This is a genomic window from Planococcus sp. RAB007_Raresut (assembly GCF_057369535.1).
Genome location: NZ_JBXYIF010000004.1, coordinates 197,416 through 212,338, shown reverse-complemented (window position 1 = coordinate 212,338; position 14,923 = coordinate 197,416). Strand labels below are relative to the sequence as shown.

At 46.3% G+C, this 14,923-nt stretch carries 15 protein-coding genes; 14 read left to right on the top strand and 1 reads right to left on the bottom strand.

Translation table 11 applies throughout. The features are described from left to right. The first annotated feature begins 492 nt into the window (after window positions 1–492). The gene (pyrG, locus tag AC2Q9J_RS09835; RefSeq protein ID WP_499039428.1) at window positions 493–2,091 is read left to right on the top strand and encodes a CTP synthase; all 1,599 of its coding nucleotides are present in this window, start codon (window positions 493–495) and stop codon (window positions 2,089–2,091) included. 57 nt (window positions 2,092–2,148) lie between these two features. On the opposite strand, the gene AC2Q9J_RS09830 is transcribed toward pyrG, so the two are convergent. Further along, entirely contained in the window at window positions 2,149–2,643 is a 495-nt protein-coding gene (locus AC2Q9J_RS09830; protein ID WP_499039426.1) for a DUF2529 family protein, read from the bottom strand. Between the two features lie 76 nt (window positions 2,644–2,719). Between AC2Q9J_RS09830 and AC2Q9J_RS09825 the strand changes: the two genes are divergently transcribed. From AC2Q9J_RS09825 to rpiB, 13 genes are all read left to right on the top strand, one after another. Then, window positions 2,720–3,079 carry a response regulator gene (locus tag AC2Q9J_RS09825; RefSeq protein ID WP_499039424.1) on the top strand — a complete coding sequence of 120 codons (360 nt, stop codon included), beginning with the start codon at window positions 2,720–2,722 and terminating at the stop codon, window positions 3,077–3,079. An 86-nt stretch (window positions 3,080–3,165) separates the two neighbouring features. Next, window positions 3,166–4,026 carry a class II fructose-bisphosphate aldolase gene (locus AC2Q9J_RS09820; protein WP_499039422.1) on the top strand — a complete coding sequence of 287 codons (861 nt, stop codon included), beginning with the start codon at window positions 3,166–3,168 and terminating at the stop codon, window positions 4,024–4,026. 82 nt (window positions 4,027–4,108) lie between these two features. Next, entirely contained in the window at window positions 4,109–4,759 is a 651-nt protein-coding gene (fsa, locus tag AC2Q9J_RS09815) for a fructose-6-phosphate aldolase (protein ID WP_499039421.1), read from the top strand. 252 nt (window positions 4,760–5,011) lie between these two features. Continuing rightward, window positions 5,012–6,310 (top strand): UDP-N-acetylglucosamine 1-carboxyvinyltransferase, encoded by a 1,299-nt coding sequence (gene murA / locus AC2Q9J_RS09810; protein ID WP_499039419.1) that lies wholly within the window; start codon window positions 5,012–5,014, stop codon window positions 6,308–6,310. A gap of 350 nt (window positions 6,311–6,660) precedes the next feature. After that, complete coding sequence (glpX, locus tag AC2Q9J_RS09805) at window positions 6,661–7,626, top strand: class II fructose-bisphosphatase (RefSeq protein WP_499039417.1); 966 nt, start codon at window positions 6,661–6,663, stop codon at window positions 7,624–7,626. A 119-nt stretch (window positions 7,627–7,745) separates the two neighbouring features. Next, a complete protein-coding gene (gene rho, locus AC2Q9J_RS09800) occupies window positions 7,746–9,029 on the top strand; it encodes a transcription termination factor Rho (protein WP_499039415.1) in 1,284 nt (427 codons plus the stop codon). Between the two features lie 150 nt (window positions 9,030–9,179). After that, the gene (gene rpmE, locus AC2Q9J_RS09795) at window positions 9,180–9,404 is read left to right on the top strand and encodes a 50S ribosomal protein L31 (protein ID WP_499039413.1); all 225 of its coding nucleotides are present in this window, start codon (window positions 9,180–9,182) and stop codon (window positions 9,402–9,404) included. Window positions 9,405–9,797: 393 nt separating this feature from the next. Beyond that, window positions 9,798–10,391, top strand: coding sequence for a thymidine kinase (locus tag AC2Q9J_RS09790; RefSeq protein WP_499039411.1), 594 nt, complete (start codon window positions 9,798–9,800; stop codon window positions 10,389–10,391). Between the two features lie 449 nt (window positions 10,392–10,840). Continuing rightward, complete coding sequence (gene prfA / locus AC2Q9J_RS09785) at window positions 10,841–11,914, top strand: peptide chain release factor 1 (protein ID WP_499039409.1); 1,074 nt, start codon at window positions 10,841–10,843, stop codon at window positions 11,912–11,914. Next, entirely contained in the window at window positions 11,907–12,764 is an 858-nt protein-coding gene (prmC, locus tag AC2Q9J_RS09780) for a peptide chain release factor N(5)-glutamine methyltransferase (RefSeq protein ID WP_499039407.1), read from the top strand. The genes prfA and prmC overlap by 8 nt, the downstream gene beginning before the upstream one ends. 89 nt (window positions 12,765–12,853) lie before the next feature. Continuing rightward, the gene (locus tag AC2Q9J_RS09775) at window positions 12,854–13,846 is read left to right on the top strand and encodes an L-threonylcarbamoyladenylate synthase (RefSeq protein WP_499039405.1); all 993 of its coding nucleotides are present in this window, start codon (window positions 12,854–12,856) and stop codon (window positions 13,844–13,846) included. A 24-nt stretch (window positions 13,847–13,870) separates the two neighbouring features. Then, the gene (locus tag AC2Q9J_RS09770) at window positions 13,871–14,308 is read left to right on the top strand and encodes a low molecular weight protein arginine phosphatase (protein ID WP_499039404.1); all 438 of its coding nucleotides are present in this window, start codon (window positions 13,871–13,873) and stop codon (window positions 14,306–14,308) included. A gap of 177 nt (window positions 14,309–14,485) precedes the next feature. After that, the gene (gene rpiB, locus AC2Q9J_RS09765; protein ID WP_499039403.1) at window positions 14,486–14,923 is read left to right on the top strand and encodes a ribose 5-phosphate isomerase B; all 438 of its coding nucleotides are present in this window, start codon (window positions 14,486–14,488) and stop codon (window positions 14,921–14,923) included.

Below are 14,923 nucleotides of genomic sequence, written 5' to 3'. Positions count from 1 at the left end.
TCGGAACATTTTTTTACCTTGACTTTAATCACAGGACTGGATAAGATTTTACTGGGCTCCTTAAAAACAGGAGAAATGATTCGTACAGTTTATGCGCTCCCTCTGCACGCAGCAGAAGGGGCGCTTTTTATTTTTTCCCGGGCTATAGTTTAATAATAAAATACTTCAACAAGTCGCTTCAGCGCTTAGGACAAAGCTCCCGCAATAAGCCGAGAAGACCACTCGTCTTATTGCTCCGCTCAGTCCATAGGCGCGCCGGCGCTAGAAGGAACTCTAGAGATATGGAGCAAAACAGCGCAGACGCCCAGGTGACCAAGCGAAGTGCTGAGATCCACTCGGGCGAAGGGTACTGAGCACGAGTTAGCTCAGCGCAAGCCACCAGGCAAGCGCAGCTGTTTTGCGGAATATCGGGTAGCAAAGCATGCGCTATCTGTCATTACACACCTATGCAAACCACAAAGCACGTCTTCAAAAATCGAGGAGGAAACAAGCATGACAAAGTATATTTTCGTAACCGGCGGCGTAGTATCATCGCTTGGTAAAGGGATCACAGCGGCTTCACTTGGCCGTTTATTGAAAAATAGAGGATTGAACGTCACAATCCAGAAATTCGATCCATACATCAACATTGACCCGGGCACGATGAGCCCATATCAGCACGGAGAAGTTTTCGTAACAGATGACGGCGCGGAAACGGATTTGGACTTGGGCCATTACGAGCGCTTCATCGACATTAACTTGAACAAATATTCGAATGTGACGACGGGGAAAGTCTATTCGACTGTTATTCAAAAAGAACGCCGCGGCGATTATCTTGGCGGAACTGTCCAAGTAATTCCGCACATCACCAACGAAATCAAAGATCGTTTATTGCGCGCAGCGAAAACGGCAAAAGCGGATGTAGTCATCACGGAAATCGGCGGAACAGTAGGGGATATCGAATCCTTGCCGTTCCTTGAAGCGATTCGCCAGATGAAATCCGACCTGGGACGCGAAGAAGTCATGTACATCCACTGTACATTGATCCCGTACCTTGGCGCAGCAAAAGAAATGAAAACAAAACCGACTCAGCACAGTGTCAAAGAATTGCGCAGTTTGGGTATCCAGCCTAACCTGATCGTTGTCCGTACGGAACATCCGGTACCGCAGGATATGAAAGATAAGATTGCGTTATTCTGTGACATTAAAGCGGAAGAAGTTATTGAATCACGTGACGTTGATGTGATCTATGAAATGCCGCTTCGTTTGCAGGAGCAGAACATGGATCAAATCGTTCTGGATCATTTCGGCATAGAAGCACCTAAAGCGGATATGACGGAATGGACTGGGCTTGTGGAAAAAGTGAAATCACTGAAGAACACAGTTCGCATCGGTCTTGTCGGTAAATACGTCGAGTTGCAGGATGCCTATATTTCCGTTGTAGAATCTTTGAAACACGCAGGCTTTGCTTTCGATTCGGATATTGAAGTGGACTGGATCAACGCAGAACATGTCAACGCCGAAAACGTTGAAGAGAAATTGAGCAATTGCGACGGCATCCTGGTTCCTGGAGGATTCGGGGACCGTGGTGTTGAAGGGAAAATCGTCGCTACGAAATATGCGCGTGAAAACAAAGTGCCATTCTTCGGGATTTGCCTTGGCATGCAGCTGGCGTCAGTAGAATTCGCCCGCAATCTGATGGGTATGGAAGATGCCCATTCTTCAGAATTGGATCCGAAGACTCCTTACCCGGTCATCGATTTATTGCCGGAGCAAAAAGACATTGAAGATCTGGGCGGCACGTTGCGTCTGGGATTGCAGCCTGCAAAATTGAAAGAAGGGTCGAAAGCGCATGAAGCTTACGGCGAATCTTTAGTATACGAACGCCATCGCCACCGCTACGAGTTCAACAACGAATTCCGTGAGCAATTCGAAGCAGCCGGCTTCATGTTTTCGGGTACAAGCCCGGATGGCCGCCTGGTTGAAATCATCGAAATTGCTGATCACCCATGGTTCGTGGCTTGCCAATTCCACCCGGAATTCATCTCTCGCCCGAACCGTCCGCAGCCGTTGTTCCGTGAATTTGTCAAAGCATCAATCGCTAATAAATAATTAAATAAATATAGCAAAAGCCTTTCCGGCAATTACAATCCGGAAAGGCTTTTGCGTTTAATAGGATTCTTCTGCGAGCATCCTGTCCAACATCACTTTGATAATATGATAGGCGTATAAAGCGGCCATCGCATGTGGTTTTACAGTTTGGTCGCCGGTTTCAGCCGCAGGGATGCCTTCATCGATGCCGAGCGACAGGAAAACTTCCGGCAGATCCGATTCATGTGATTCTGCAGAGAGCATGGCGAACGGGATGGCGGCATCGGATAATCTGCCTGCCAGTTCATCCCCTTCATCTTTTTTTGATAGAATGAAGACACGGTCAGCGCTTGTTAAAATGCTGTCCGGTTTCCATTCACTTGCAGAAGGAATCGGCTCTATGCCGTCGAGTGCGGCAGCGGCTACCGCTTTCATTTCGCCGAAGGCGGCTATAAAAATGGTTCCTTCACCAATTGCGGCTTGTGCAAGAAGGCGGGCGATTTCTTCGAGTGTGTGTTCATGCAAAGCGATGCGCTCGAATGTTTTGGTTAATTGTGAAGATAATATTTTCAATTCTTTCACCTCAAGCAAAAGTATAGCAGAAGCACCGATGAATAAATGCTGAGGGCTGGATATAGGAGGACTCTAAATGAAGACGATTTTGATTGTGGACGATCAGCCGGGTATACGGATGTTATTGCAAGAAGTATTTTCGAAAGAAGGATTTGAGACCTTATCGGCCGGCAACGGGCGTGAGGCGCTGGATATTTTTGAAAAGATGCGTCCTGAGCTGGTCCTGCTGGATATGAAAATTCCGGGAATGGACGGCATTGAAATCCTGAAACAGATGAAGCGGGAATGTGAAAGGGTCCAGGTAGTGATGATGACTGCCTATGGCGAATTGAATCTGATAGAAGAAGCGAAGACGTGGGGAGCGGTTCGCCATTTCACAAAACCGTTCGATGTATTTGAACTGCGCGAGACTGTAAAGAAATTGTTAGAGGACTGATACACTAGGAAGTGGCGGATAGATACAGATTTTGTTATGATAGGGAAGGTATTTGCTTTATTTAGTCGCTGAGGAGGAAGTTTGTCATGGCATTGGTTTCAATGAAAGAAATGATGATAAAAGGTAAAGAAGAAGGATATGCAATCGGTCAGTTCAACTTGAACAACCTGGAATTCACACAAGCGATTCTCCAGGCTGCGCAAGAAGAGAATTCTCCAGTTATTTGTGGAGTTTCTGAAGGAGCAGCCCGTTATATGGGTGGATTCACAACAGTTGTAAACATGGTGAAAGGCCTTATGCACGATTATAAGATCACAGTGCCAGTGGCAATTCATTTGGATCATGGTTCAAGCTTTGAAAAATGCAAGGAAGCAATCGATGCTGGTTTCACCTCAGTCATGATCGACGCATCCCACCATCCTTTCGAAGAAAATATCGAGATAACTAAACAAGTTGTGGAGTATGCACATAAACATAATGTATCTGTGGAAGCGGAACTTGGCACAGTCGGCGGGCAAGAAGATGATATCATCGCTGATGGCGTCATTTACGCCGATCCGCAGGAATGCAAACTATTGGTTGAGCAGACTGGGATTGATTGTTTGGCTCCTGCCCTTGGTTCGGTGCACGGACCGTATAAAGGTGAGCCGAATCTTGGATTCAAAGAAATGGAAGAAATTTCACAGCTTTGTGATGTGCCGCTTGTTCTTCACGGCGGTACTGGAATCCCAGTCAAAGATATCCAGCGTTCCGTGGGACTTGGAACAGCTAAGATCAATGTTAATACAGAAAGCCAAATCGCTTCTGCGAAAGCGGTCCGTGAAGTGTTGGATAACGACAAAGTTGTCTACGACCCGCGTAAATACATGGGGCCTGCACGTGAAGCCATCAAAAACACAGTAATCGGCAAAATGCGTGAATTCGGAAGTTCCGGCAAAGCGCAATAGGACAGAATGCAAATAGATGGAGGAGAGAAGAAGCGAAAAAAGGCGCCTTCTCTTTTTTCCGTACTACAGGAGGAAATATATTATGAAATTTTTTATTGATACTGCAAACTTTGACGAAATAAAAGAAGCACATTCTTGGGGCATCCTATCGGGTGTTACAACTAACCCATCACTAGTGGCAAAAGAGAAAAACGTCTCTTTCCACGATCGTTTGAAAGAAATCGCTGAATTGGTTGATGGTTCAATCAGCGGCGAAGTTATTGCTCTTGATGCAGAAAACATGATTAAAGAAGGCCGTGAATTGGCTGCACTTGCACCAAATATCACAGTGAAATTGCCAATGACTCCAGACGGTTTGAAAGCATGTGCCGTTCTTGCGGGCGAAGGCAAAAAAGTCAACGTTACATTGATTTTCAGCGCAAACCAGGCTTTACTTGCAGCACGTGCTGGCGCAGCATATGTATCGCCTTTCCTTGGCCGTCTTGATGACATTGGCCATAACGGAATGGATCTGATTGCGACGATTGCAGAAATTTTTGCGATCCACGACATTGATTCTGAAATTATTGCGGCTTCAATCCGCCATCCTCAACACGTTACGGAAGCAGCTTTGAACGGCGCACACATTGGTACAATGCCAATTAAAGTAATGGAGCAAATGTTCAAACATCCATTAACGGACAAAGGAATCGAAGCATTTTTGGCTGACTGGGAAAAACGGACTGAAAAATAAAGAGAAACTTCATTAAGCGGGGCATTTTTTCCCCGCTTAATGTTAGTTGATCCAATCGGGTTTTTAGGGTCAGTTGATCTCCCGCTTGGAAAAGTGGGAGATCAACTGACCGTTAATACAGGATAAAATATAACGTGGAAACCGAGTCCGGAATGTGTAAGGCAAACTGGACCAATCGGACTTTCACGGCTTTCGGAGGAGCGGCAGCAGCCGTTTACGACAGCCGTGAGAGTAGGATAAAGGAGAATACTGATGGACGTTTATAAAATTACAGGCGGAAAACGCCTGTCTGGGACGATAAAAGTCAATGGAGCAAAAAATAGCGCGGTGGCATTGATTCCCGCATCGATTTTGGCGAATTCACCTGTTCAGATTGAAGGTTTGCCTGGCATTTCTGATGTATGGACATTAAAGAAGATTTTGGAAGAAATCGGTGGGGAAGTCAGTTTTGAAGATGGCACGATGAGCATCGATCCGACCAATATGATCGACATGCCGCTGCCAAATGGCAATGTCAAAAAATTGCGGGCTTCCTACTATATGATGGGGGCAATGCTCGGACGTTTCAAACATGCGGCCATCGGTCTGCCTGGCGGCTGTTTCTTGGGACCTCGTCCTATCGATCAGCATATTAAAGGCTTCGAAGCACTGGGTGCTAAAGTAACGAACGAACACGGCGCTATTTACCTTCGCGCGGATGAGCTGCGCGGAGCTAAAATCTATTTGGATGTCGTATCAGTCGGCGCTACCATCAATATTATGCTGGCAGCTGTTTTGGCAAAAGGCCAGACAACGATTGAAAACGCGGCGAAAGAACCTGAAATTATCGATGTCGCTACCTTGTTGACCAATATGGGCGCTAAAATCAAAGGCGCGGGAACTAACATAATCCGTATTGACGGTGTTGAAGAATTGCATGGTACAAACCATACAATCATTCCTGACCGCATCGAAGCAGGAACATTTATGATTCTTGCAGCTGCTGCCGGCGACGGCATCACGATTGATAACGTAATTCCTTTCCATATGGAAGCTTTGACAGCCAAGCTGCGTGAGATGGGCGTTGAAGTACAGGAAGGCGAAGAATCGATTCATATTCCGAAACCTGAGAAATTGCAGGCCATTGACGTGAAAACCTTGGTCTACCCAGGATTCGCGACAGATCTTCAACAGCCATTTTCAGTGCTGATGACGCAGGCGGAAGGTTCATCGATGATCACCGATACAATCTATTCCGCCAGATTCAAACATATCGACGAATTGCGCCGGATGAACGCCAGCGGCAGAGTCGAAGGCAGAGCAGCCATCATCACTGGCCCGACGCCATTGACTTCAGCGACCGTTGTTGCTTCTGACCTTCGCGCGGGTGCAGCTTTGGTAATTGCCGGATTGCTTGCAGAAGGCGAAACCGAAATCCGTGAAATCTATCATATCGAACGCGGCTATGCCGAAATCATTGAAAAATTGCGTGGATTAGGTGCTGACATTCGCAGAGAGACAATCGATCCTGTAACAAGTTCGAGGTCAGACCTTAGCTCTGACGCGAATTAACCCGGATTCGTCTTAACAATATATGTTACAATCATAGGGACATATATTTAGTTTAGTTGTATTTAAATCTTTACTCTTAAGCACACTATGTGATTAAGGGGAGTCCAAGATATGCAGCAAAACAACGGAGACTCCTAAGGGGACAGAAACACAGTTGGCTTTCCAACTGTGTTTCAAGCTCAGTGCAAGCCAAGCGCGGCCAAAGACCTTCCGGCTGGCGCTTTGCGACGAAGCTAGCGTAGCGATGCAGGAGCATGGGTTTTGGAAAGCGAAGTTGTTTTGCGGAATATCGGTTTTTAAGATTTACTTAATCAACTATCAAAGTTAGCCGAACGGGAGGAACGAATAATATGGAACGTAGTTTATCAATGGAATTAGTGCGTGTTACAGAAGCGGCGGCAATCGCTTCCGCCAAATGGATGGGCCGAGGCCTTAAAAATGAAGCGGATGACGCAGCAACCACAGCCATGCGCACAGTGTTCGATACCATTCCTATGCAGGGTGTCGTCGTAATCGGCGAAGGTGAAATGGATGAAGCGCCGATGCTTTACATTGGTGAAGAGCTGGGAACTGGCAACGGTCCCGAAGTGGACGTTGCCGTAGATCCGCTTGAAGGAACGAATATTGTAGCAGCTGGCGGCTGGAATGCACTTGCCGTTTTGGCGATTGCCGACCGCGGCAATCTGTTGAACGCACCCGATATGTATATGGACAAAATTGCAGTCGGCCCTGAATCAGTAGGGAAAATTGATATTAATGCACCAGTCATCGATAACCTCCGCGCTGTGGCAAAAGCCAAGAACAAGAATATTGAAGATGTGGTGGCGACGGTTCTGAACCGTGAACGCCATGCTGATATCATCCAGCAAATCCGTGATGCCGGTGCCCGCATCAAACTCATCAATGATGGGGATGTCGCGGGAGCCATTAATACGGCGTTTGATGAAACCGGCGTGGATATTTTGTTCGGTGCTGGCGGAGCACCCGAAGGCGTTATAGCGGCTGTAGGCTTAAAATGCCTCGGCGGTGAGCTTCAGGGCAAACTTCTTCCGCAGAACGATGAAGAGAGACAACGCTGCATCGATATGGGAATCGATGTAAACAAGGTTCTTCTGATGGATGATCTTGTAAAAGGCGACGACGCGATTTTTGCAGCTACCGGTGTCACTGATGGTGAATTATTGCGCGGCATCCAGTTAAAAGGCGGCTTTGCAGAAAGCCACACGCTGGTCATGCGCGCGAAATCAGGCACCGTACGCTTTGTGGAAGGGCGCCACAGTCTGAAGAAAAAACCGAATCTCGTGATGAACGATTAATGAAAGAACTTCAAAAATGGGTCCGGCTTAAAAGCCGGGCTCCTTCTTTAAAATCTTCCAATTGTTAACCTCAATATCAATTTCCTAAAAAAATCAGAATAAGAGTGGTGTCCTCATACATGTCAACGATTACTATATCCGCATTGGAAAATATGACCTTAAAAGAACTTTATAATTTAGCGAAAGAATACAAGCTCGTCAATTACAGCAAACTGACGAAAAAAGAGCTGATTTTTGCGATACTCAAAACCCGTGCAGAACAGGAAGGCTTTTTCTTTATGGAAGGCGTTCTTGAAATCATTCAATCCGAAGGTTTTGGATTCCTGCGTCCGATCAATTATTCACCGAGCTCTCAGGACATCTATATTTCAGCATCGCAAATTCGCCGCTTTGACTTGCGTAATGGAGACAAGGTGTCGGGCAAAGTTCGTCCGCCAAAAGAAAATGAACGTTATTTCGGTCTGCTTCAGGTAGAAGCGGTAAACGGGGAAGATCCGGAAGTCGCGAAAGAAAGGGTCCATTTCCCTGGCTTGACGCCATTGTATCCGGACCGCCATATTCGTCTTGAAACAAACCACGATCATTTATCAACACGCATCATGGATTTGGTATCACCTGTTGGATTTGGTCAGCGCGGTTTGATCGTTGCACCGCCGAAAGCCGGTAAAACAATGTTATTGAAGGAAATTGCGAATTCCATCACTACGAATCATCCGGAAGCGGAATTGATTGTGCTGCTCATCGATGAGCGCCCTGAAGAAGTCACAGACATCGAGCGTTCAGTAAATGCGGATGTTGTGTCTTCAACTTTTGATGAGATTCCGGAAAACCATGTGAAAGTTGCAGAACTGGTTCTTGAGCGTGCCATGCGCCTCGTAGAGCATAAACGCGATGTCGTTATTTTGATGGATTCGATTACACGCCTTGCCCGTGCCTATAACCTCGTCATCCCGCCGAGTGGCCGGACACTTTCAGGGGGGATTGACCCAGCGGCTTTCCATCGTCCGAAAAGATTTTTCGGCGCTGCCCGCAATATCGAAGAAGGCGGGAGCCTGACGATATTGGCCACTGCATTGGTGGAAACCGGTTCACGTATGGATGAAGTGATTTATGAGGAATTTAAAGGGACTGGCAATATGGAGCTCCACTTGGACAGAAGCCTTGCTGAGCGCCGCATATTCCCGGCACTCGATATTCGCCGTTCAGGAACACGCAAGGAAGAATTATTGATTGGCAAAGAAGAACTTGATAAGCTATGGAAGATTCGTAAAACATTCTCGGACACACATGATTTTGCGGAACGTTTCCTGAAGAAATTAAACCAGACACAAACCAATGAAGACTTTTTTGCTCAATTGACCACAGAAATGAAAGCTCATCGCGCATCAAAAAAGACGATTTAATTTCTTGCAATAGAGATCAAATCTTGTTAAGATAGTATCAATGAGTCAAAAGCAAAGCTATTGCATATACGGCCTAAAGAGCCGTGTAAGGCAATAGTAAAATAGATTAAACTCTGTTCCGGATGGTTCAGGGCGAGAGGAGAAAAACACATGAAAACAGGAATTCACCCAGAATACAAACAAGCTACAGTAACTTGCTCTTGCGGTAACTCTTTCACTACAGGATCTGTAAAAGAAGATATCAGCGTAGAGCTTTGCTCGGAATGTCATCCATTCTACACTGGACGTCAAAAATTCGCAGCAGCTGATGGCCGTGTTGACCGTTTCAACAAAAAATACGGTATCAAAGAAGAAAACCCAAATAACGAAGAATAAAACAGAAAAGCGAAAGTGCCCGTTAAGCTCTGACAGGCATAAGGCGAACCAGCGAAGTGGCGTTTTTTGCCACGCAGCTGGGGTGACTTATGACCCGAAGAGCTGGGCCACTGGAGTCTGGACAAAAAAATACCTGCCTTGCGCGAAATCGCCGGGCAGGATTTTTTTTTGCCATTTTATCGGTTAATCCATTTACATAATTACAAGAAATTGCGGTAATGCATGCCGAAATTAGGTATTATTAATACTATATAAATAATTACATTGCTTCGTCGCAAAGACATGACCTCGCATGCTTCGGTCAAGTCTTCGAAGCTGTTTTGCGTAATATCGATTTTAAAAATTAAAAAGGTAACTAACCAACTAACCAAGTGTTTGAAAGGGGTCCCTAAAATGTATGTAATGAAACAGACAGGCTGGGTCGAATTGATATGCGGAAGCATGTTTTCCGGCAAATCGGAAGAACTGATCCGCCGTGTTAGACGCTCACAATTCGCCAAACAGAAAATTGCAGTATTCAAACCGAAAATCGATGATCGCTACAGCGAAGAAGCGGTCGTATCCCATAACGGCACAACAGTAATTGCGCTTCCAATCTCCCATTCCGAAGAAATGTGGGAATACATTACAGATGAATTCGATGTAATTGCAATCGACGAGGCACAATTCTTCGACGACGGCATCATCGAAAACGTTCAAAAACTTGCCAACCACGGCTTCCGCGTTATAGTTGCCGGATTGGATCAGGATTTCAGAGGGCAGCCGTTTGGTCCAATGCCATCTTTACTGGCGATTGCTGAACAAGTTACCAAATTACAGGCAGTTTGCACAGTTTGCGGTTCACCCGCAAGCCGTACCCAACGTCTGATTGACGGTAAACCGGCGGGTTCTGACGATCCAACAATCCTGGTAGGCGCCTCAGAAGCATACGAACCAAGATGCCGCCATCACCACGAAGTACCATCAGGCGTTACCGTTTCAGAATGAAAAAGGTATCGTATATAATATAAATAAGTAGAGCATAGAATCTATAGTAACCGATATTCCGCAAAACAGCTCCGAAGACATTAGCCGACGCGTGCGAGGCTATGTCTTTGCGACGAAGCTAGCGTAGCGATGCAGGAGCACGATTATTTACCTCTGCACCCTGGGAGTCTTCGCTGTTTTGCTCCATATCTCTAGAAATTTATCTAGCGTCGGCGCGCCTATGGAGCAGGCGAATGCCGACCGGGCAGAAGACGAGTGCTCTTCTCGGCTTATTGCGGGAGGCAAGGTTCGCCATACGAAGATGGCGCATCCTTTGCGACGAGCAGTGCGCAGGAGCATAATCTTTGTACTGTCCTAAGCGCCGAAGCGGTATTTGAGTATTTTAATATTTTATCTTATATATATATAGAAGCAATTTAAAATAGTAACAGGAAATTGAGGTGACGGCGATGTTTGATCGATTGCAAGCTGTTGAAGATCGATACGACCGTTTAAATGAATTATTAAGTGACCCTGAAGTTGTCAGCGACACCAATAAGCTTCGTGAATATTCCAAAGAACAATCAGATTTGCAGGAAACGGTAGAAGCATACCGTGAACACAAAGATCTGAAAGCGCAATTGGCTGATGCCAAAGCGATGTTCGATGACAAGATGGATGCTGACATGCGGGAAATGGTCAAAGAAGAAGTTAACGAATTAGAAGAAAAAGTGGAAGCGATTGAAGAGCGTCTCCATATTTTATTGATACCAAAAGATCCGAACGACGATAAAAACGTTATTATGGAAGTGCGTGGAGCAGCGGGTGGAGATGAGGCCGCGCTGTTTGCCGGTGACCTTTACCGCATGTACAGCCGCTACGCTGAGTCGAAAGGCTGGAAAGTGACGATAATGGATTCGTCGGCTACAGGGCTTGGCGGTTTCAAGGAAGTTGTGTTCATGATTTCCGGAAAAGGCGCTTATTCCAAGCTGAAATTCGAAAACGGCGCTCACCGCGTGCAGCGTGTTCCGGAAACGGAATCAGGCGGACGCATCCATACTTCAACGGCGACAGTAGCCTGTCTGCCGGAAGTGGAAGAAGTGGAAGTCGAAATCCATGACAATGATATTCGAGTGGATACCTATGCATCTTCTGGTGCCGGCGGACAATCGGTCAACACGACGATGTCAGCGGTGCGCCTGACACATATTCCGACCAATACAGTCGTAACGTGCCAGGATGAAAAATCACAGATCAAGAACAAAGCGAGTGCCATGAAAGTTCTGCGCGCGCGTGTTTACGACAAATTCCAGCAGGAAGCTCGAGCTGAATACGATGCTGTCCGTAAATCCGCTGTAGGAACCGGCGACCGTTCTGAACGGATCCGCACTTATAATTACCCGCAGAACCGCGTAACAGATCACCGTATCGGTTTGACAATCCAGAAGTTAGATCAGATTCTTCAAGGGAAAATGGACGAATTGATCGATGCATTGATCGTTGAAGAGCAATCTGCGCGAATGGAAAGCTTGAACAATGCATAAACCACATAAAATTTTTGAGGCCCTTAACCGGGCTTCTTCTTATTTACTGGATAATGGACGTGAAGAAGCAGCCGCCAGGATTTTGATGCAGCACACACTGGGACTTAGCCAAGCGGGTCTTCTGGCTTCACTGCGCGATGATATGGATAACACCAGTTTTCAAGAATTCTGGAGAAGGATTGAACAGCATGCAAAAGGGACGCCTGTGCAGCATCTGACGGGGCATGAGATATTTTATGGACGGAAATTTCTCGTGAATCCCGATGTGCTGATTCCCCGTCCGGAAACGGAAGAACTGGTCGAAGAAGCCTTGGAGCTGATTCAAAGGCATATTCCGAATCCATCCCCTTCCATTGCCGATATTGGCACAGGCAGTGGGATCATTGCCATAACCATGAAAGAGGAAATGCCTTCTTCGAAAGTTACGGCGACGGATATTTCGCAAAAGGCTCTCGATACTGCCCAGCTAAATGCAAGGGAGCTTAGTGCTGAAATCGATTTTAGGCTGGGGGATTTATTTGAACCGTTAAAAGGGCAGAAGTGGGATGTTATCCTGTCAAATCCTCCGTATATCGCTTATTCTGAAGCGGAAGCCATGTCTGACAGTGTGAAGGATTTTGAGCCGCACTCGGCTTTATTCGCGGAGCAGGAAGGTCTTGCGCTCTACCATAAAATGATGGAAGATTTGCCTGAGCGGCTGAATAAACCCGGGATTATCGGTCTCGAAATCGGACATTTACAAGGAGAAGCTGTGGAAAAGATGCTGAAACAGGCTTTTCCACAGGCGAAAATTTACTGCAAAAAAGATATCAACAAAAATGACCGGATGGTTTTTTGCATTAACACCTGACTTGTGCACAAATTGGGTATAATAATGATACAGTTACACACAATTTGTGGATAGAACTGCAGAAACCTGAGGAAATGGGAGTTGCTGAAATGAGTACAGAAGTAATTCTTGTGGATAAAAATGTGAATAAAGAAGAAACTTATGCACAGGCTGTGGATATAATCCGTCAGGGAGGCGTCGTGGCGTTCCCGACAGAGACTGTGTACGGTCTTGGGGCAGATGCCACCAACGCCGAGGCGGTAGGGAAAATATTCGAGGCAAAAGGGCGGCCGGCTGACAACCCGTTAATTGTGCACGTGGATTCAAAAGAAACGGCAGTTACCTATGTGGATGAAGTTTCAGAAAAGGCTTTGAAATTGATGGATGCGTTTTGGCCGGGAGCTTTGACACTTATCATGAAATCAAAGCCGCATATTTTTGCGCAGAATGTGACTGCTGGTCTTGAAACAGTCGGAATCCGCGTGCCTAATCACCCGGTGGCGCTGAATCTTTTGAAGCGGCTGCAATTGCCGGTCGCAGCGCCAAGCGCCAATACCAGTGGAAAACCGAGCCCGACACTTGCTGAACATGTGTATCACGATATGGAAGATAAAATACCGTTGATTCTTGACGGGGGACAGACGAAAATCGGCATCGAATCGACCGTGCTTGATATGACCAGCGAACCGCCAGTGATACTTCGTCCCGGAAATGTAACAAAAGAACAGATTGAAAGCATCATCGGTACCATCAGATTATCTGCTGAACTTCACGGCAACGCACCGAAATCTCCAGGTATGAAATATACTCATTATGCACCGGATGCCCCGGTTTATCTGATTGAAGATGACAGCAAAATGATCCATAAAGCAATCGAACACGTACAAGGCAAAGGGAAGAAAATCGCTGTCCTCAGCAGCAATGAATATCCGGAAGCGGATTTTCATTTTCCGTTGAGCCCAGAGACTTTATACAGCAGCTTGCGCAAATGTGATATGACCGACGCGGATCTGATATTGGCCGGGGTGCCGGCTGAGCGGAATGACAGTGATTTCATGATGAACCGCCTGGAAAAAGCAGCAGATCATAAATGGTTCAGTTGAAAATTCTCGAAAGCAGGTGACATGATGAAAATTGTATTTGTTTGCACAGGAAATACTTGCAGGAGCCCGATGGCTGAAGCGATTTTGGAATCCAAAAGAATCACCGGCATCGAAGTCCGTTCAGCGGGGGTTTTTGCCGGCAGTTCACCGATTTCACAAAATGCAGGAGCTGTTCTTGCGGAGCAGGGAATTGAATTCAATCATACGTCACGGCCGCTTTCTCCGGAAGATTTGGAATGGGCCGATGTCATTTTGACCATGACCCTTTCCCATAAACAGTTGATCCGCCAACAACATCCGCACATGTCGGAGAAACTGTTCACATTGAAAGAATATGTGACCGGCTCGGCTGATGATGTAAGTGACCCATACGGCGGCTCAGTCTCAGTGTATCAACAGACTTTCGACGAATTGCATGAACTGATCGGCAGGCTGGAAACTAAACTTTTGCAGGAAAAATAAAAATTTTGCCACCCGTCATTTTGGGTGGTTTTTATTATGCGCTGATTTTCCCAACCTCAAAAAAACCATAACACTAACCGTTTATATGTTTTTTCGCATAAAGGTGTTAAAATGAAACCAAAGTGTAAAAGTAAATGATTGCTTTTAGCGCTAACAGAATAGAAAAGAGGGTTATACATGAAAATCGCTATTTCTTCTGATCACGGCGGCAACAATCTTCGCAAGGAAATGGTCAATCTCTTAAACGAGATGGGCATTGAATATAAGGACTTCGGCCCGCACACCGATGACTCTGTCGATTACCCCGATTACGCGACTCCGGTTGCGGAAGCTGTAGTAAACGGTGAAGCGGAGCGCGGAATCCTGATTTGCGGTACTGGAATCGGCATGTCGATCGCAGCCAATAAAGTAAAAGGAATTCGCTGTGCGCTTGTGCATGATGTTTTCAGCGCTAAAGCGACTAGAGGGCATAACGATTCAAATATCCTCGCAATGGGTGAACGGGTTGTCGGAGCGGGGCTTGCGCGTGAAATCGCAAAAACTTGGCTGACAGAAGAATTTGAAGGCGGACGCCACGAGAAACGGGTTCAGAAAATCACAGACTTAGAAAAATAA

Bases quoted from the DNA above. Each gene is read 5' to 3' on its own strand.
- pyrG (WP_499039428.1), top strand. From the start codon at position 493: ATGACAAAGTATATTTTCGTAACCGGCGGCGTAGTATCATCGCTTGGT.
- AC2Q9J_RS09825 (WP_499039424.1), top strand. From the start codon at position 2,720: ATGAAGACGATTTTGATTGTGGACGATCAGCCGGGTATACGGATGTTA.
- AC2Q9J_RS09820 (WP_499039422.1), top strand. From the start codon at position 3,166: ATGGCATTGGTTTCAATGAAAGAAATGATGATAAAAGGTAAAGAAGAA.
- fsa (WP_499039421.1), top strand. From the start codon at position 4,109: ATGAAATTTTTTATTGATACTGCAAACTTTGACGAAATAAAAGAAGCA.
- murA (WP_499039419.1), top strand. From the start codon at position 5,012: ATGGACGTTTATAAAATTACAGGCGGAAAACGCCTGTCTGGGACGATA.
- glpX (WP_499039417.1), top strand. From the start codon at position 6,661: ATGGAACGTAGTTTATCAATGGAATTAGTGCGTGTTACAGAAGCGGCG.
- rho (WP_499039415.1), top strand. From the start codon at position 7,746: ATGTCAACGATTACTATATCCGCATTGGAAAATATGACCTTAAAAGAA.
- rpmE (WP_499039413.1), top strand. From the start codon at position 9,180: ATGAAAACAGGAATTCACCCAGAATACAAACAAGCTACAGTAACTTGC.
- AC2Q9J_RS09790 (WP_499039411.1), top strand. From the start codon at position 9,798: ATGTATGTAATGAAACAGACAGGCTGGGTCGAATTGATATGCGGAAGC.
- prfA (WP_499039409.1), top strand. From the start codon at position 10,841: ATGTTTGATCGATTGCAAGCTGTTGAAGATCGATACGACCGTTTAAAT.
- prmC (WP_499039407.1), top strand. From the start codon at position 11,907: ATGCATAAACCACATAAAATTTTTGAGGCCCTTAACCGGGCTTCTTCT.
- AC2Q9J_RS09775 (WP_499039405.1), top strand. From the start codon at position 12,854: ATGAGTACAGAAGTAATTCTTGTGGATAAAAATGTGAATAAAGAAGAA.
- AC2Q9J_RS09770 (WP_499039404.1), top strand. From the start codon at position 13,871: ATGAAAATTGTATTTGTTTGCACAGGAAATACTTGCAGGAGCCCGATG.
- rpiB (WP_499039403.1), top strand. From the start codon at position 14,486: ATGAAAATCGCTATTTCTTCTGATCACGGCGGCAACAATCTTCGCAAG.